Below are 16,900 nucleotides of genomic sequence, written 5' to 3'. Positions count from 1 at the left end.
TGTCCCACATCATGAATATTGACCGAACGGATGATCGGCGCCACCGCAACGTTCCACCTGCCCGGAACCGTCCATCAATCGGACACCGGGAGGTGCAGTGACGTACGAGGAGTTCGCCGACGCGCGGTTGGGCGCCCTGCTGCGGTACGCGGTCATGCTGACCGGGGACCCGAACCAGGCGCAGGATCTGGTGCAGGACACCCTGGTCCGGGTCCAGCTCAACTGGCGGCGGGTGGCCCGCACCGACGCCCCGGAGCGGTACGTGCGCCGGATGCTCACCAACCAGTTCATCGACTGGCGGCGCGGATCGTGGGCGCGGCGGGTGCTGCTGCGCGGCGCGGCGGACGAATCGGTGCCCGCGCCGGCCGACCACGCCCAGTCCGCGGCGGACCGGGACCAGATCCGGTCCTGGCTGTCCCGGTTGCCCCGGCGTCAGCGCGCCGCGCTGGTGCTGCGCTACTACGAGGACCTGCCGGACGGGGAGATCGCCGAGGTGCTCGGCTGCGCCGTCGGCACCGTCCGGTCCAGCATCTCGCGTGCGCTGGCCACCCTCCGAGCCGAACTCGTGGAGGTCTCCTGATGATCGAGGACGAGCTGCGGGCCGCGTTCGCCCGCCTCGAGGAGTCGACCCCGCCCGTCGGCCCGGTCCGGGCCGCCGTCGACCGGGCGGTGATCATCCGCCGTCGGCGCCGCCGGCGCGTACGCCTGGCCGGCACGGCGCTGGCGGTCGCCGCCGTCGCGCTCGTCGGTTTCACCGCGATGGCGCCCCGGCCGCCGGCGCCCACGGCGGCGCCCCCGCTCGCCACGCCGGTGCCCGAGCCCGGCGGCGCACTGAACCTGCTGCTGCTCGGCGTCGACCAGCCGGTCGGCAGCCGGCGCGCCGACTCGGTGCTGCTGGTGCACCTGCCGGCCGACCGGAGCCGGCTCTATCTCGTGTCGTTCCCGCGTGACCTGCTGGTGCCGGTGCCGCCGCAGGGCGGGACGGAGAAGCTCAACGCGACGTTCTCCCGCGCCGCCGGGTCGGGCACCGACCTGGCCGCCGGCTACCGGGCGACCCGCGAGGCGGTCGCCCGGCTGACCGGGGTACGCGTCGACGCCGGCGCGGTGCTCACGTACCCGGGGGCGCGCGAGCTGACCGACGCGGTCGGCGGCGTGCCGGTCTGCCTGCCGGCGCCGGTGCGTTCGGTGCACACCGAGCGGCGGTTCCCGGCCGGATGTCAGCGGCTCGACGGCGCGGCGGCGGTGGACCTGCTGCGGCAGCGGTACGGGCTGCGCGACGGTGGGCTGGACCGGGACCGCAACGCGGCCCGCTACGCCGCCGGCCTGCTCCGCCAACTGCGGGAGCAGGGCACGGCGACCGATCCGGCGCAGCTCGGCCGGCTGCTCCTACGGATCGGATCGGCCGTCACGATCGACACCGGTGATCTGTCGCTGCCGGTGCTGACCGCCGCGAGCGGCCGAACCGCCGCCGCGGAGCCGGTCGCGCTCGCCTTCCCGGTACGCGACGAGTGGAACGGCCGCGGGTACGAGCCGGACCCGGAACTCGCCCCCGGATTCCTGGACGCGCTACGGGCGGACCGGCTGGCGCAGTGGGCCGCCGCCCACCCGGGACAGGTCACCGCCCTGCGGTGAGCGGGCCCCGGATCAGCGGTAGTCGTCCTCGTCGGCGGTGACGACGCGGGCCTGCTCCATGGCGTCCCAGTCGTCGACCTCCATGCCCCGGTGCGGCTCACCGTCCGTCTCGTCGGTCACCGTGGTGGCCTGCTCGACCGCGTCGGCCGGTTCGGCCTCCAGATCCCGCTCCTCCGGGGCGAGGTGGTCACTGGGGGCGAAGTCCTCGTCGGGCTGACCCATCGTCCCTCCCTGTTCTCCGTGCGGGCATCGTCCCCACCACCGTACGGGCTGCTCCGGGCCCTCGCTGGGTGGCGGGCGGAACGGCGGAGTCGGCGATTGTCCCGCTCCCGGCGCACGGCCGGTGCCAGGATGGGAGGCATGGGCTTCCTGATCCGACTGGCGATCACCGCGGTCGCGTTGTGGATCGCGACCCTGATCGTGCCCGGAGTGGAGGTGAGCGGCCGCAACACCGGCAGCAACGTGCTCACCCTGATCGTGGTGGCACTGGTCTTCGGTGTCGTGAACGCGGTGCTCAAGCCGCTCATCAAGGTGTTCGGCTGCGTGTTCTACCTGCTCACGCTCGGCCTGTTCGCGCTCGTGGTGAACGCGCTGCTGTTCCTGCTGACCGACTGGATCGCCGGGGTGCTGAAGCTCCCGTTCCACGTGGACGGCTTCTGGGCCGCCTTCTGGGGCGCCATCGTGGTCGCGGTGGTGAGCTGGCTGATCAGCGTCGTCGTACCGGACCGGCTGGAGAACCGGTGAGCGGCGTCCGGGCCGGTTGTGCCCCGCTCACGCTCCTGCGGGATACTGCCCGCGGTGGACAGCGCGGTCCGGCGCAACCGTGGACGTGAGCGACCGGAACGGGTCGCGCCCATGGAAGACAGCGGCCTGCACGGCCGAGAGCGGTAAGTAAGGAGCGTTCGACATGCCCATCGCTTCCCCCGAGGCTTACGCGGAGATGCTGGACCGGGCCAAGGCCGGCCGGTACGCGTACCCCGCGATCAACGTGACCTCCTCGCAGACGCTGAACGCGGCGCTCAAGGGCTTCGCCGACGCGGAGAGCGACGGCATCATCCAGGTCTCCACCGGTGGTGCGGAGTACCTGTCCGGCCCGTCCGTGAAGGACATGGTGACCGGCGCGACGGCGTTCGCCGCGTACGCGCACGAGGTCGCCAAGAAGTACCCGGTGAACATCGCGCTGCACACCGACCACTGCCCGAAGGACAAGCTGGACAAGTTCGTCCGGCCGCTGATGGCCATCTCGCAGGAGCGCGTCAAGAACGGCCAGGAGCCGCTGTTCCAGTCGCACATGTGGGACGGCTCGGCCGTGCCGGTGGCGGAGAACCTGGAGATCGCCGAGCAGCTCCTCGCCGAGGCCGCCAAGGGCAAGATCGTCCTCGAGATCGAGGTCGGCGTCGTCGGCGGCGAGGAGGACGGCGTCGAGAACGCCATCAACGACAAGCTCTACACCACCGTCGAGGACGGCCTGGCGATGGTCGACGCGCTCGGCCTGGGCGAGAAGGGCCGCTACATGGCGGCGCTGACCTTCGGCAACGTGCACGGCGTCTACAAGCCGGGCAACGTCAAGCTGCGCCCCTCGGTGCTGCACGACATCCAGGTGGCGGTGGGCGCCAAGTACGGCAAGGACAAGCCGCTCAGCCTGGTCTTCCACGGCGGCTCCGGCTCGCTGCTGTCGGAGATCCGGGAGGCGCTGGACTACGGCGTGGTGAAGATGAACATCGACACCGACACCCAGTACACCTTCACCCGCCCGGTCGCGGACCACATGTTCCGCAACTACGACGGCGTGCTGAAGGTCGACGGCGAGGTCGGCAACAAGAAGATGTACGACCCGCGCGTCTGGGGCAAGGCCGCCGAGGCCGGCATGGCCGCCCGCGTGGTCGAGGCCTGCGAGCACCTGCGCTCCACCGGTACCACCATGAAGTGACGCCCCGCGCGTGAACGGAAGGCCGGCACCCGGACGGGTGCCGGCCTTCCGTGTCTCACCCGCCGGTCAGCACCCGGACGGCCTCGCGGACGTCGTCGGTCAGGTGGATCGTGTGCGACAGGTCGCCGAACGGGGACGCGGCGAACAGCGGCCGCAGCAGCGACTCCACCGGCAGCTCGGTGGTCCAGTACGTGCGGTCCAGGAAGACGTACGCCCCGCTCGCCCCGTCGGTGCCGTAGAACGTCTTGGTGGCCGCCTGGAACACCTCCTGCACGGTGCCGGCCTTGCCGGGCGCGAACACGATCCCGCCCCGGGCCAGCCGCAGGATGGTGTCCTCCCGGATGGCGTTGGAGAAGTACTTCGCGATCCGGCCCGCGAACAGGTTCGCCGGCTCGTGGCCGTACAGCCAGGTGGGGATGGCCAGCCCGCCGGAACGGGCCCACTCGGTGCCCGGCGCCGACGGGCGGGGCGAGGGCAGCGACGTGCCGTCCGCGTACCGCTTGCGCACCGCCAGCGCCGCCGCCGTGTACCGGTCGTGGTCGGTGAAGTCCGGCGCGACGGCGAGCACGTCGATCGCGGCGGACAGCTCCTCGGCCGGCCAGGCCGCGAGGAACGCGCCGAGGTTCGCCGCCTCCATCACGCCCGGACCGCCGCCGGTGACCACCAGGCGGTCGGCCCGCGCCAGCTCCCAGCCCAGCACCGCGGCCATCCGGTACGCGACGCTGCCGCGCGGCACCGCGTGCCCGCCCATCACCCCCACCACCGACTGCGGCCCGTGCGCGGCCAGCCACGACCGGGTGGCGTCGGCGAGCGCGTTGTCCACACCGTGGTCGTGCAGTCGCTGCCCGAGCGCCTCGCGTACGTCCGGCAGCGCGCCGCCGTGCGCCCGGAAGTGCGCGTACACCCGGGTGTCGTACATCTCGGCGAACCCGCCCTCGGCGAACCCGGCGGCCAGCTCGTCGGCGGTGTAGAGGTGCGACGGCTGGGTCGGATACGGCAGCCCGGAGAACGGCGGGACCACGTTGGCGCCCCGGCGGACCAGGTCCGCGCCCACCTCCCGGCCGGCGAAGCGGCAGCCCACGAAGAGCGTGCCGGTGACGTCGACGTCGCGCAGGTCGGGTACCGGGTCGAGGTCGAGGCGCAGGCCCTGCACGGTCAGGCCGGCCAGGGTGCCCCCGGCCAGCCGCTGCTCGAACGCGGTGCGGGTCTCGATCTCGTTGACGTGGGGCGCGTGCGGCTCGATGACGTCCGCGGGTGGTGGGGTCGGCACCAGGTCATCCTGCCCCCGCACGGCAAGTGCCGAAACCGGGGCGGGGAACGACAGGAGCCCGGCGGGCACGCCGCCGGGCTCCTGCGTAACCGGGTCCTGGGGAGGCTCCGGATCTGTATTTGTAGTGCAAGAACCACGGCGGCGGCATGGGCCGCGGGTACGTGTGCTCCCGCCGCAGGCGTGACGAAACCCTCAGCCGTTCAGCCAACCGTCCGGGCGGGGCCCCTCGCGTACCCGTGGGCGAAGCGGGTTGAATGGGGCGATGCAGAACCTGTTGCCTGAGCCACCGGCCACCCTGCTCCCGACCCACGAGGAGGCCGACGCCGCGCTGGCGGCGGCGGCCGAGCAGGGCACCGACGAGGCGTACGCCGAGGTCGCGGCCCGTTTCCCGACCTACAGTGCGGCCTGGGCCGCGCTGGCCGGCCGCTCGCTCGCCGCGGGTCAGGTCGTGACGGCGTACGCGTACGCCCGCACCGGCTATCACCGGGGCCTCGACCAGCTGCGCCGCAGCGGCTGGAAGGGCCACGGCCCGGTGCCCTGGTCACACAAGCCCAACCGGGGCTTCCTCCGCTGCCTCTACGTGCTGTCCCGCGCCGCGGGGGAGATCGGCGAGGCGGACGAGGCGGCCCGGTGCGCCCAGTTCCTCCGCGACTGCGACCCGGCCGCCGGAGACGCGCTCTCCGGCGACTGACCACTGCCGCGACGGCCGGCCCTCTCGTGGTCGGCCGTCGCGCCCGTCCTACAGCCCTTCCGCCACCGACGCGGCGATCTTCAGCCAGGCGTCCCGGGTGGCGGAGGAGAGCTGCCCGTACCGCAGCGGCTCGCCGGTGTCGATGAGCCGCTCGTACGGTGCCAGCAGCACCGCCCGGGTCCGCGCCGCGAAGTGGGCCTGGATCGCGGGCAGGTCGATCTCCTTGCGGGACGGCGGCATCGAGACCACTGTGACCGCCTGGCGTACCAGCCGCTGCCGGCCGCTCTGCTCCAGGTGGTCGAGCATCCGGGCGGCGGTCTCGGCCGAGTCGTTACGGGCCGACATGGTCACCACGAGCTGGTCGGTGGCGTCCATCGCGGCCTGCCAGTTCTGCGCCCGGACGTTGTTGCCGGTGTCCACGAAGATCAGCTTGTAGAAGCGGCTGACCACCTCGCGGATCTCCGCGAACGCGGCGGCGGTGAGCATCTCGCCGCCGGTCGCCGACTCGTCCGAGGCGAGCACGTCGAACATGCCCTCGCCCTGCGAGCGGACGTACTGCGACAGGTCGCCCACCCGGCCGTGCGGCCCCTGGAACTGGGCCAGGTCCCGCAGCATGTCCCGCACCGTACGGGCGTGGAAGTCCTGCTGGGCCCGCATGCCCAGGGTGCCCTGGGTCTCGTTGTTGTCCCAGGCCAGCACGTATCCGCCGCGCTTCTGCCCGAACGTCATGGCGAGCAGCAGGATCGCCACCGTCTTGCCGGCGCCGCCCTTCGGGTTGACCACCGTCACCTGGCGCAGCCCGCCGAAGTTGCGGCGGACCATCTCGATGTCGCGCTTCATCTCCTGCTCGTGCCGCCCGGGCGGGAGCCGGACCAGCCCGATCTTGTTGACCACCGCGCGTACGCCCATCGTGGCCACCGGGTCGACCGGCCGGGCCTGGCGGCGGCGGGCGAAGTCCTCGGCGGTCGGGGGTACCGCCTGCTGCGGTGTCCAGCCCTGCTCCGGGTGGGGCGCTCCGGGCTGAGGCGGCGGTGGCGGCACCACCGGGCCCGACACCGGCGCCTGCGGCGGCAGCGGGCCGCCCGGCTGCGGCTCGCCGGCCTGGGGCGTCCAGCCGGGCGGCGGGTACCAGCCGGGCTGACCAGGTTGCGGCTGGTACGCGGACGGCGGGTAGCCGTTGCCGTACGGGGACGGCTGCGCCGGCACGCCCGGCGACGGCGGGAACGGCCCGAGGCGGGGCGTCTGCTCGGACGCGCCCGGCCCTGCCGGTCCCGTACCGGATTCCGGTGACGGCTGCGTCCCGGCGACGGTGGCCCGGCCCGCGGCGACGCCGTCGGCGGGGAGGGCGTCGGACGGTGGGGACGGTGCCGGGGTGACAGTGGCGCGGCCGGACACCGTGCCGTCCTCGGGGAGGGCGTCAGGAGGCGGGGGCGGCGCCACGGTGGCGCGGCCGGACGCGGTGCCGTCGGCCTCCGCCGCCTCGGCCGGCGGAGCTGCTGCCTCGACGGGAAGCGGGTCCGGCGTGGTGGCGGAGTCCGACCCGGCCCGCTGCGGCGGCTGCGCCCACGGCGAGGCGGGCCGTCCGTTCCCGGCGCCGTCGCCCGCGGTAGCCGCTCCGGCAGTGCCGGAGGTGGGCGTGGTTGCCGGGACATCAGCCGCTGCCGGTGCCTGGGGCGCGGGGACGTCCGCCGCTGCCGGTGCCGGTGGCGCCGGGACGTCCGCCGCCACCGGCGTGGGAGCGTCGGCCGACGGGAGCGGCCAGGGCACCGACGCCCACGGCGGGATCGTGGCCGCCGCCGCGTCGGTCTCCTCCGGCGGCCACAGCGGCTCGACGTCCCGCTGCGGCACCTGCGGTCGGCCCGGTACGTGGGCCCGGTCGTCGTTCTCGTGCACCACGGTTCCTCCCCATTCCTTCCGCCGAGGATAGGCGGTCCGGCCAGCGCCGCGAGCCGGGTGGGGATCGACCGAGGTCAGCCCGTCCAGACCGCCCAGGCGCCCGGCTCGGTCCACCAGGAGCGCTTACGGCTCAGTTCGCCCTCGACGCCGTCGTCGAGGAAGGGCACCTTCTCGTCGCGGGGCACCACCGCCACCGCGCGTCCCCGCGCCCGGCGTACCTCCAGCCGGACCTTCTTCCGGCCCAACGCCGACCGGGTCACCACCGGTACGGCGACGCCCACCGTCACCCGCCCGTCGGCCGGATCCGGGCCGCCCAGCAGGTCCACCTCACCGAGGCGCGCGTACCCGCCCGCGTTGCCGATCGCGCACGCGGTGATCGGCTCCGAACCGTCGCTGAGCACCGTGCCGTCGACCTCGACCCGGGCCCGCCAGTGCAGCGGGCGGCCGGCGTCGTCGGCGGCGCCGAGCAGCGCACCGTCCAGCGTCACCGAGCCGCCGTCGTTGCGCAGCAGGTCGAGCCGCCGGGCGGTGCCGTCCAGCACCGCGGCGGCCACACCCGCCGGATCCCGGGGCAGCCCGAGCTGCGCGGCCAGGTCCCGCGCCGTCCCGGACCGGGCCGGATCGAGCGGGAGTACGCCGACCGGGGGCAGGTCGGGCACCGTACGGTCGTCGGCGAGGTCCGCGGGGCGGCGGCTCGGCGGCGGAGCGTACCGGCGCACCAGCCGACGCAGGACGGCGCGCAACTGACCGTCACTCGCCGTGGCGACGATCAGCCGGGTCTTGCCGTCGGAATCGGGCCAGGTGAGTCCGTCGGCGCGCGGCGGACCGTCGAGGCGGGCCAACACCTCGTCGATCTCCTTGTCGGACCGCGCGGTCACGGTGGTCACCCGGGCACCCCGGGCGGTCAGCTCGTCGGCGCAGGCCAGCACCGGTACGCGCGGCGTCTCGCAGCGCTCCTCGCCGGTCTCGGCGGCGGTGTCGTCCGCGCCGCCGCAGCAGGCGCCGTCGCTGCCGCAGCCACCACCGGGAGCGTCCCGCTCCGAGCCGAGAGTGAGCAGCACCACGTCGTACACGAAGGAGCCTCCTGCTTCTCGACCAACCCCTGCTGGTCCCACCGTCACTACTTGTTAGCCTGACACCCCGGGCTCGCTGACCGGTCGCCACCTGGCACCCGAGCCTTCTGGAGGCGAGAAGATGCCAGCGATCGTGCTGCTCGGCGCCCAGTGGGGCGACGAGGGCAAGGGCAAGGTTACCGACCTGCTGGGTGAGCGGGTCGACTACGTCGTGCGCTACTCCGGCGGCAACAACGCAGGGCACACGGTGATCACGCCGGACGGCCAGAAGTACGCGCTGCACCTCATGCCGTCCGGGGCGCTGTCACCGAGCGCGATGATCGTGATCGGCAACGGCGTGGTGGTCGACCCGAAGGTGCTGCTGCAGGAGATCGACGGACTCGCCGAGCGCGGCGTGGACGTGTCCCGCCTGCGCATCTCCGGTGACGCGCACCTGATCATGCCGCACCACCGGGCGCTGGACCGGGTGGTCGAGCGCTACCTCGGCAGCTCCCGCATCGGCACCACCGGCCGGGGCATCGGTCCCGCGTACGGCGACAAGGTCGCCCGCATGGGCATCCGGCTCCAGGACCTGCTCGATCCGGGCATCCTGCGCAAGAAGCTGGAGCTGGCGCTCCGCGAGAAGAACCAGCTGCTGTTCAAGATCTACAACCGCAAGGCGATCGACGTCGAGGAGACCGTCGAGGAGTACCTCCAATACGCCGAGCGGCTGCGCCCGTACATCGCCGAGACCCGGGTGATGCTCTGGGACGCGCTCGACCGCGGCGAGACCGTGCTGCTGGAGGGCGCCCAGGCCACCATGCTCGACATGGACCACGGCACCTACCCGTTCGTCACCTCGTCGAATCCGACGGCCGGCGGGGCGTGCGTGGGCGCGGGCATCCCGCCGACCGCGATCACCAAGGTCATCGCGGTGAGCAAGGCGTACACGACGCGGGTGGGCTCCGGCCCGTTCCCGACCGAGCTGTTCGACGACAACGGGCAGCACCTGCGCAAGGTCGGCCACGAGTACGGCACCACCACCGGCCGGGAGCGCCGCTGCGGCTGGTTCGACGCCGTGGTGGCCCGGTACGCGTGCCGCCTCAACGGCGTCACCGACCTGGTGGTCACCAAGCTGGACGTGCTGACCGGCCTGGCAAAGGTGCCGATCTGCGTCGGTTACGAGATCAACGGCGAGCGTTTCGACGACATGCCGATGACGCAGACCGACTTCCACCACGCCACGCCGATCTACGAAGAGCTCGACGGCTGGTGGGAGGACATCACCAAGGCGCGGACCGAGGACGAGCTCCCGGAGAACGCGAGACGCTACATCGCGCGGATCGAGGAGCTGACCGGCACCCGGGTGAGCGTGGTGGGCGTAGGCCCAGGCCGAGAGGAAAACGTCCTCCGCCACCCCCTCCTCCCCTAACCCCACCCCGTCCCCACCCCTCCCCCTCCGCCCCGGGGCACTCACCCCGGTGATCAAGGAGTTTGTGTCCAGTTCGGCGTCGGATCCGGACACAAACTCCTTGATCACCGGGGGTGGTCGCGGGCGGTCGGCCGGGGGAGGCAGTGGGAGGGTGGCTGTGGTTGTCCACAAGGTTGTCCACAGGGGTGTCGGCTGTGGGGTGGCGCGGGGGAGCCTGCGCGTGTGGGTGAATTCGGCGAACTGACGCGGCTGGCCGCAACACAGGGCGGGTTCGTGACGGCCGGGCAGGCGTTGCGCCTGGGCGTCGGCCGGGAGCAGATCCGGTACCTCGTCCGGTCCGGGCGATGGACGCGCATCTCGCGTGGCTGCTACCTGCCGTCACCGGCCGGGCCGGTGGCACTCCGGCGGGCCATGATCCGCGCCGCGATCGCGAGCATCGGGCCGGGTGCGGTCGCGGTGCTGGGCACCGCCGCCGAGCTGCACGGCATCGCCGGCCTTCCACCGACGGCCGCGATCCACGTCTCGGTGCCGCCGCATCGTCCGCACGTGCAGCGCCGGGCGGAGCCCAGCCTGACGGTGCATCAGTTGACGCTCGGTGACGCGGACGTGTGCCGGGCCGACGGCGTACCGGTCACGACTCCGGCGCGCACCGTTGCGGACGTCTTGCTGCGGGCGAGGCGCTACCCGGCGGTGTGCGTCCTCGACTCCGCACTCAACCAGGGCATCCTGGCCGAGAACGACATGTCCCTGGTGCTCGCGTACCTCGCCGGTCGCCGCGGGGCGGTCGCCGCTCGGGAGTTCCTGGCCGAGGCGGACGGCCGGGCCCAGTCGCCCCTGGAGACCCGCGCCCGGCTCCGGTGCGTCGACGGTGGCGTCCCGCCGGAGGTCCTGCAACTGCCGGTACGGGACGACGACGGCTACCTGCTCGGCGTCGGGGACCTGGCATGGCGCGGGGCGCGTCTGATCGCGGAGGCGGACGGTCGAGCCCCGCACCTGACGCCCGAGGCCGTCTACGCTGACCGCTTCCGGCAGAACCGCCTGGTCAACGCCGGCTGGCGGATCCTCCGCTTCACCTGGTCCGACACCCTGCGTCCCGACTACATCCCCCAGACGGTCAAGCACGCCCTCCGCCAGAGCCCGAAGCGCCGGTGATCAAGGAGTTTGCGGGCGATCACCCCTCAATCTGAGACGCAAACTTCATGATCGACGGGGTGGGGTGGGGTGGTCAGTAGGATGCCGGGCGTGCGCGTACTTCTTGTGGGTGGTGGTGGGCGGGAGCACGCTCTCGCGCTCGGACTCGCCGGGGATCCGGCTGTCGAGGCGCTCGTTGCGGCGCCGGGGAATCCGGGGATCGCTGCGGTGGCGCAGTTGCGGGAGGTGACACCCACCGACCCGGCGGCAGTGGCGGCCCTCGCCGTCGAGGTCGCGGCCGACCTGGTGGTCGTCGGTCCGGAGGCGCCGCTGGTGGCGGGCGTCGCCGACGCGGTACGCGCCAAGGGCATCGCGGTGTTCGGCCCGAGCGCGGAGGCGGCCCGGCTGGAGGGCTCGAAGACGTTCGCCAAGGACGTGATGACCGCCGCGGCGGTGCCGACCGCCCGCGCGTACACCTGCGAGGACGCGGCTGCGGTGGCGCGTGCGCTCGACGAGTTCGGTGCGCCGTACGTGGTGAAGGACGACGGGCTCGCCGCCGGCAAGGGTGTGGTGGTCACCGACGACCGGGCGGCCGCCGAGCGGCACGCGGCGGAGTGCGGCCGGGTGGTGATCGAGGAATACCTGTCCGGTCCCGAGGTCTCCCTGTTCGTGGTGACCGACGGCGAGGCGGCGGTGCCGCTGCTTCCGGCGCAGGACTTCAAGCGGGTCGGCGACGGTGACACCGGGCCGAACACGGGCGGCATGGGCGCGTACGCGCCGCTGCCGTGGGCCCCGCCGAACCTGGTCGACGACGTGATGCGCGACGTGGTGCACCCGACGCTGGCGGAGCTGCGCCGCCGGGGCACCCCGTTCGCCGGCCTGCTCTACGTGGGCCTGGCGATCACCCCGTCCGGCCCGCGTGTCATCGAGTTCAACGCGCGCTTCGGCGACCCGGAGACGCAGGTCGTGCTCGCCCTGCTGGAGACGCCGCTGGGCGGGCTGCTGCACGCCGCCGCCACCGGCACGCTCGGCGCGCACCCGCCGCTGCGGTGGCGCGACGGCGCGGCCGTGACGGTCGTGGTGGCGGCCGACGGCTATCCGGCGGGCCCGCGTACCGGTGACGTGATCACCGGCGCGGACCGCGCCGGGGTCATCCACGCCGGCACCCGCCGGGACGCCGACGGCACGTTGCGGTCCGCCGGGGGCCGGGTCCTCTGCGGTACGGCGACCGGGCCGGACCTGGCCGCCGCGCGCGACGCCGCCTACGAGTTGGTACGCGACGTGGAGCTGGCCGGTTCCCACCACCGCACCGACATCGCGGCGGCGGCGGTGGACGGCCGGATCACGATCCCGGGCTGACCGTCCCGCGTCGGCGGCCGGCCATCCGGTTGAGCACGTTCGCCGTGGCCCGCTCGATGCGCGGGTCGCGGTGCCCCTGCCGGTCCAGGGCCAGCGTCCAGCCGAGCGTGCCGCTGGCGAACACCACGGCGCCGCGTGCCGTCTCGTAGACGTGGCTGCTCTGGAGTCGTCGGCCGCCCTGCTGCGCCGGGTACGGCGACGAGCTGAGCGTGGTCCCGGCGGGCCGGGCGAGGGCCGCGTGCAGCCCGTCCGCCTCGCCCGCGACCACGCCCGGGATGCGGTCGCCGTCGGCGACGCCGGTGCCGGACCACACCCAGTTGTCGGCACCGCGCACCACCAGCGGCTGCGGGGTCAGCACGATGCCGTTGTACTGCACGCCGAGCAGCGCCTGTTCCGGCCGGTCGAGGTCGCGCCACGTCACAGTCGGGTCGCCGGTGCCGGCGCCCGGGTCGGGAAGCGTCTTGGCGCACTCCACGATCCGTTCGGGGCGTCCGCTGGCGGCGGGGCGTACGCGGGCGTGCCAGTAGACGCTGTTCGCGCCGAGGAACGCGAGGCTGGTGCCCCCGTCCAGGCCGACCTCGGTGGCGCGGCGCATCTCGGCCGACCAGTACTCGTCGTGCCCGCAGAACACCAGGCCCCGGTACCGGGCCGGGTCGAGTCGCCCGGAGTGCAGGTCGAAGCTGGTGGCGTAGCTGACGTCGTAGAGATTGCGTTCCAGCCACCGGACCGCTGCCTCGTCGCGGTCGAAGTGGGTGGGCCGGCCCGCGTCGGCGTACGGGCGGTCGAAGGAGACCGCACGTGCCCGCAGCGCCGGGTCGCGCCGCCCGTCGGGCCGGTAGCCGTTGTAGAGGCTCTTGCCGAGCCGCCGGTCGCGCGGCCACTGGTTGTACGCCTGCCAGGTGGTCACCGGTAGCACCACGCAGAGCGCGGCCGGGCGCCTGTCGTCGCGCACCACGAACGGAGTGCACGCTCGCCAGCCGCCGGCCGAGGTGAAGACCGCCTGGTAGAGGCCGGAGGTCCAGCCGTGCGGGACGGGCAGGCGCCACGACACCGGCCACCGGCAGGCGAGCACACCGGTGTCCGGGTCGGCGACCGGCACCGGTTGCGGCACGCCGCGCAGGTCGGGGCTGGTCAGCAGCGTGCGGGCGCCCGCGCCGTCGTACCAGCCGATGCGGTGCACGCTGATCCGGAACCGGCCGCCCGGGTTGACGGCGACGTGGAAATCGATCACCTCGCCGGGGGCGACGCTCGTCGTCGAGGCGTACCCCTGGATCTGACGCCGCCGGTCGTCGGCGGCCCGGCCGCCGCGCTCGGGCCACCACGGCTCACCGGCGGCGCGGTTCTCCCGCTCGACGGGCGGAACCGGCCACCGGGTGGGTGGGTCGTCGGGCCGGCCGTGGACCGGGTCGAACGAGCCGAGCGCGGCGGCGGACGCGCCGCCGACGAGCAGGCCGAGCGCGGTACGCCGCCGAAACCGGTCCATTGTGGTGCTCCCCGTTCCCCGTCCGGTCGGGAGAGAAGGTAGCACCGGGCGGCCAGGGCTGTCTGTCCGATGTTGATCAATCGAAGTAGCGGCGCAGCTCCCGGGTGAGCACCTTGCCGGTGGCGTTGCGCGGCAGGTACTTGACGAACACCACGTCGCGGGGCACGGAGAAGCGGGCCAGGTAGCGCCGGACGTACTCGCGGACCGCCTCCGGGTCGAGCGTCTCGCCGGTCCGCAGCGCGAGGAACGCGGCCAGCCGCTGGCCGTAGTCGGGGTCCGGTACGCCGATCACGGCGACCTCGCGGACCTGCGGCAACCGGGCGATCAGATCCTCCACCTCGGACGGGAAGACGTTCTCGCCACCCGAGACGATCATGTCGTCCGCGCGGCCGTCCACGAAGAGCAGTCCGTCGGCGTTGAGCCGGCCCAGGTCGCCGGTGTCGAGCAGACCGTCGCGGCTCTCCCGGCCGGTGCCCGAGGTGTAGCCCTCGAACAGCATCTCGTTGCCCACGAATATCCGTCCGACCTCGCCGTCGCGGACCGGCCGGCCGGCCTCGTCCAGGATGGCCAGCCGGGTGCCGTGCGGCGGGCGGCCCGCGGTGGTGGGCGCGGCGCGCAGTTCGGGCGGGCCGGCGATGGAGGCCCAGGACACCTCGGTCGAGCCGTAGAGGTTGTAGAGCACGTCGCCGTACCGGTCCATGAAGGCGGTGGCCAGGTTGCCGGGCAGCGCGGATCCGCTGACCGCCACCACCTTGAGCGGCGGCCGGGGCTGCGGCGGCGCGACCTCCATCAGCCGTTGCAGCATCACCGGTACGGCGAACATCGCGTCGCACCGCTGGTCGACGAGCGCGGCGAGCGTGGTGGCCGGATCGAAGCGCCGGTGCAGCACGACAGTGGCGCGCAGCGCGAACGAGACCTGAAGTGCGGCGTACCCCCAGGTGTGGAAGATCGGCGCGGCGATCATCACGGTGTTCTTCGCGTGCAGCGGGATTCTGTCGATGATGGACACCAGCGGGCCGAAGCCGTGCGGGGTGGGCCGGCGGGCGCCCTTGGGCGCGCCGGTGGTGCCGGAGGTCAGCACTATGGTGCGGCCGTCGCGCTCCGGCGGCTGGAGCTTCTCCCCGGGCACGGCGGCGGCGATCAGCTCCTCCTGCCCCCGCTCGTCGACCCGGTGCAGCTCGGCCGGGAGGCCGAGGACGCGTTCGGTGAACTCGCCGTCGTGCACCAGGACGCGCAGGCCCTGTTCCTCGGCCACGGTCACCAGTTGCGCGGCGGACAGGCCGGTGTTGACCAGGACGGCGTCCGCGCCGAGCAGCATCGCTGCGACTATCGCCTCGATCAGGCCGTGGTGGTTGCGGCAGAGCACCCCCACCCGGTCGCCGGTCTGCACGCCGAGGTGGGAGCGCAACGACCGGGCCAGCCGCTCGGAACGGTCGAGCAGTTCCTGGTACGTCATGGTGGCGCCCTGCTCGTCGACCACGGCGACGCGGCCGGGGTCGCGGGCGGCGGCCTGGCGCAGCTCCCCGGCGAGGCTCCAGCCCCACCGGCGCAGCGCGTTGAGCTGGGAGACCACGCGGATCGGTCCACCCGGGGCGAGCAGTCCACGTCGGGTCAGCGTGGCGGCGATGAACGGCAGGTCCACGGCGCAACTCCTTCGCGTTCGTGGTTCGTCGACCAGGCTCCGGACGGTCGGCCGTCCGGTTCGGCGTGATCTTGTGCCCGATCGCGGTTCGGGTCGGCCCGGGAGCGGCGGCCCGGCCCGCGACGACTCTCGTGCCGTCACGGGTCGGGCCGCGGCCCGCCGGTGGTCAGCGGATCTGCATCCCGGAGATGGCGCGGGAGATGACCAGCCGCTGGATCTCGGAGGTGCCCTCGAAGATGGTGTAGATCTTGGCGTCGCGGTACCACCGCTCGACCGGGTGGTCGCGCAGGAAGCCGGCGCCGCCGAGGAGCTGGACCGCCTTGTCGGTCACCGAGACGGCCACCTCGCCGGCCTTGAGCTTGGACATCGAGCCCTCGCCGGCGGTGAACGGCCGGTTGTTGCGGCCCATCCAGGAGGCGCGCCAGACCAGCAGCCGGGCCGCGTCGATCTCCATCTTCATGTCGGCGAGCGCGAACGCGACCGCCTGGTTTTCGATGATCGGCCGTCCGAACTGGACCCGCTCCTTGGCGTAGTCCAGGGCGTACTCGTAGGCGGCGCGCGCCACGCCGAGCGCCTGCGCGCCGACCGTCGGGCGGGACAGCTCGAACGTCCGCATCGCTGCCTGACCGGAGGCGCGCTGCCCGGACCGGGCGCGGGCCAGACGCTCGTCGAGCGCGTCCTTGCCGCCGAGCAGGCAGCGGCCGGGCACCCGGACGTCGTCGAGGAAGACGTCCGCGGTGTGCGAGGCGCGCAGCCCCAGCTTGCGCAGCTTGCGGGTGGCGGCGAGACCGGGAGTGCCTGGGGGTACGACGAACGCGGCCTGGCCGCGCGAGCCCAGCTCCGGCTCGATCGAGGCGGTCACCACGTGCACCCCGGCGATGCCGCCGTTCGTGGCGTACGCCTTCTGTCCGTTGAGCACCCACTCGTCGGTGGCCTCGTCGTAGACGGCGCGGGTACGCATCGAGCCGACGTCGGACCCGGCCTCCGGCTCGCTCGTGCAGAACGCGGCGACGGCCGGGGAGTCGACGTCGCCGAAGCACTGCGGCACCCACTCGACGAGCTGGTCGGGGGTGCCGGCGCCGTAGATCGCGGCGACCGCGAGGGAGGTGCCGAAGATGCTCAGGCCGATGCCGGCGTCACCCCAGAAGAGTTCCTCGCTGGCGATCGGCAGGGAGAGGCCGGTGGGGTCGGCCCAGCAGGTGGCGAGGAACTCGAACCCGTACAGGCCGACCTTCGCGGCCTCCTGGATGATCGGCCAGGGGGTCTCCTCCCGGGCGTCCCACTCGGCCGCGGCCGGGCGCACGACCTCGGCGGCGAAGCCGTGCACCCAGTCGCGAAGGTCCCGCTGTTCCTCGTTCAGGTCGAGCGAGAACTCGGCCATG

The 16,900-nt window shown here is 73.5% G+C and carries 15 protein-coding genes; 8 read left to right on the top strand and 7 right to left on the bottom strand.

The window, feature by feature from the left end:
* Positions 1-97 precede the first annotated feature (97 nt).
* Both IRY44_RS09995 and IRY44_RS09990 read left to right on the top strand, forming a co-directional pair.
* Entirely contained in the window at positions 98-580 is a 483-nt protein-coding gene (locus tag IRY44_RS09995; RefSeq protein WP_194800171.1) for a SigE family RNA polymerase sigma factor, read from the top strand.
* On the top strand, positions 580-1,632 hold the full coding sequence (locus tag IRY44_RS09990) for an LCP family protein (protein ID WP_194800170.1): 1,053 nt from the start codon (positions 580-582) through the stop codon (positions 1,630-1,632). Before IRY44_RS09995 ends, IRY44_RS09990 begins: the two co-directional genes overlap by 1 nt.
* A gap of 12 nt (positions 1,633-1,644) precedes the next feature.
* On the opposite strand, the gene IRY44_RS09985 is transcribed toward IRY44_RS09990, so the two are convergent.
* Positions 1,645-1,854: a hypothetical protein gene (locus tag IRY44_RS09985; protein ID WP_120572362.1), complete on the bottom strand. Its 210-nt coding sequence runs from the start codon at positions 1,852-1,854 to the stop codon at positions 1,645-1,647.
* A 138-nt stretch (positions 1,855-1,992) separates the two neighbouring features.
* On the opposite strand from IRY44_RS09985, the gene IRY44_RS09980 reads away from it, so the two are divergent.
* Entirely contained in the window at positions 1,993-2,376 is a 384-nt protein-coding gene (locus IRY44_RS09980; protein WP_135242722.1) for a phage holin family protein, read from the top strand.
* A gap of 163 nt (positions 2,377-2,539) precedes the next feature.
* Positions 2,540-3,562 (top strand): class II fructose-bisphosphate aldolase, encoded by a 1,023-nt coding sequence (gene fbaA, locus IRY44_RS09975; RefSeq protein ID WP_194800169.1) that lies wholly within the window; start codon positions 2,540-2,542, stop codon positions 3,560-3,562.
* Between the two features lie 55 nt (positions 3,563-3,617).
* Here the strand turns inward: fbaA and IRY44_RS09970 are convergent, their stop codons facing one another.
* Positions 3,618-4,832 carry an LOG family protein gene (locus IRY44_RS09970; protein WP_194800168.1) on the bottom strand — a complete coding sequence of 405 codons (1,215 nt, stop codon included), beginning with the start codon at positions 4,830-4,832 and terminating at the stop codon, positions 3,618-3,620.
* Positions 4,833-5,094: 262 nt separating this feature from the next.
* Between IRY44_RS09970 and IRY44_RS09965 the strand changes: the two genes are divergently transcribed.
* On the top strand, positions 5,095-5,523 hold the full coding sequence (locus IRY44_RS09965) for a DUF3151 domain-containing protein (protein ID WP_194800167.1): 429 nt from the start codon (positions 5,095-5,097) through the stop codon (positions 5,521-5,523).
* A 48-nt stretch (positions 5,524-5,571) separates the two neighbouring features.
* Here the strand turns inward: IRY44_RS09965 and IRY44_RS09960 are convergent, their stop codons facing one another.
* On the bottom strand, positions 5,572-7,419 hold the full coding sequence (locus tag IRY44_RS09960; RefSeq protein ID WP_194800166.1) for a chromosome partitioning protein: 1,848 nt from the start codon (positions 7,417-7,419) through the stop codon (positions 5,572-5,574).
* Between the two features lie 74 nt (positions 7,420-7,493).
* Complete coding sequence (locus IRY44_RS09955; RefSeq protein WP_194800165.1) at positions 7,494-8,492, bottom strand: diacylglycerol kinase family protein; 999 nt, start codon at positions 8,490-8,492, stop codon at positions 7,494-7,496.
* Between the two features lie 121 nt (positions 8,493-8,613).
* Here IRY44_RS09955 and IRY44_RS09950 point away from each other — a divergent pair, with 121 nt between their 5' ends.
* The 3 genes from IRY44_RS09950 to purD all read left to right on the top strand — a co-directional run bounded on the left by IRY44_RS09950 (position 8,614) and on the right by purD (position 12,393).
* Positions 8,614-9,903, top strand: coding sequence for an adenylosuccinate synthase (locus IRY44_RS09950; RefSeq protein ID WP_120572356.1), 1,290 nt, complete (start codon positions 8,614-8,616; stop codon positions 9,901-9,903).
* Between the two features lie 222 nt (positions 9,904-10,125).
* Positions 10,126-11,055, top strand: a complete 930-nt coding sequence (locus IRY44_RS09945) for a type IV toxin-antitoxin system AbiEi family antitoxin domain-containing protein (RefSeq protein ID WP_194800164.1) — start codon at positions 10,126-10,128, stop codon at positions 11,053-11,055.
* Between the two features lie 90 nt (positions 11,056-11,145).
* A complete protein-coding gene (gene purD / locus IRY44_RS09940) occupies positions 11,146-12,393 on the top strand; it encodes a phosphoribosylamine--glycine ligase (RefSeq protein ID WP_194800163.1) in 1,248 nt (415 codons plus the stop codon).
* Here purD and IRY44_RS09935 read toward each other — a convergent pair.
* The 3 genes from IRY44_RS09935 to IRY44_RS09925 form a co-directional block, all read right to left on the bottom strand.
* A complete protein-coding gene (locus IRY44_RS09935) occupies positions 12,377-13,876 on the bottom strand; it encodes a N,N-dimethylformamidase beta subunit family domain-containing protein (RefSeq protein ID WP_194800162.1) in 1,500 nt (499 codons plus the stop codon). The two genes, purD and IRY44_RS09935, sit on opposite strands and share 17 nt — an antisense overlap.
* Before the next feature lie 76 nt (positions 13,877-13,952).
* Complete coding sequence (locus IRY44_RS09930) at positions 13,953-15,518, bottom strand: AMP-binding protein (protein ID WP_194800161.1); 1,566 nt, start codon at positions 15,516-15,518, stop codon at positions 13,953-13,955.
* Positions 15,519-15,684: 166 nt separating this feature from the next.
* On the bottom strand, positions 15,685-16,899 hold the full coding sequence (locus IRY44_RS09925) for an acyl-CoA dehydrogenase family protein (protein ID WP_194800160.1): 1,215 nt from the start codon (positions 16,897-16,899) through the stop codon (positions 15,685-15,687).
* Between the last annotated feature and the right edge of the window lies 1 nt (position 16,900).

Source organism: Micromonospora sp. ANENR4 (genome assembly GCF_015354395.1).
GTDB lineage: Bacteria > Actinomycetota > Actinomycetes > Mycobacteriales > Micromonosporaceae > Micromonospora > Micromonospora aurantiaca.
Note: the sequence above shows the minus strand (reverse complement) of the source record. Positions and strands in the feature narration are given on the sequence as shown.

What these genes read in the sequence shown, in the direction of transcription:
- IRY44_RS09950 (WP_120572356.1), top strand. Translation starts at nt 8,614, where the DNA reads ATGCCAGCGATCGTGCTGCTCGGCGCCCAGTGGGGCGACGAGGGCAAG.
- IRY44_RS09925 (WP_194800160.1), bottom strand. Translation starts at nt 16,899, where the DNA reads ATGGCCGAGTTCTCGCTCGACCTGAACGAGGAACAGCGGGACCTTCGC.
- IRY44_RS09990 (WP_194800170.1), top strand. Translation starts at nt 580, where the DNA reads ATGATCGAGGACGAGCTGCGGGCCGCGTTCGCCCGCCTCGAGGAGTCG.
- fbaA (WP_194800169.1), top strand. Translation starts at nt 2,540, where the DNA reads ATGCCCATCGCTTCCCCCGAGGCTTACGCGGAGATGCTGGACCGGGCC.
- IRY44_RS09935 (WP_194800162.1), bottom strand. Translation starts at nt 13,876, where the DNA reads ATGGACCGGTTTCGGCGGCGTACCGCGCTCGGCCTGCTCGTCGGCGGC.
- IRY44_RS09965 (WP_194800167.1), top strand. Translation starts at nt 5,095, where the DNA reads ATGCAGAACCTGTTGCCTGAGCCACCGGCCACCCTGCTCCCGACCCAC.
- IRY44_RS09980 (WP_135242722.1), top strand. Translation starts at nt 1,993, where the DNA reads ATGGGCTTCCTGATCCGACTGGCGATCACCGCGGTCGCGTTGTGGATC.
- IRY44_RS09985 (WP_120572362.1), bottom strand. Translation starts at nt 1,854, where the DNA reads ATGGGTCAGCCCGACGAGGACTTCGCCCCCAGTGACCACCTCGCCCCG.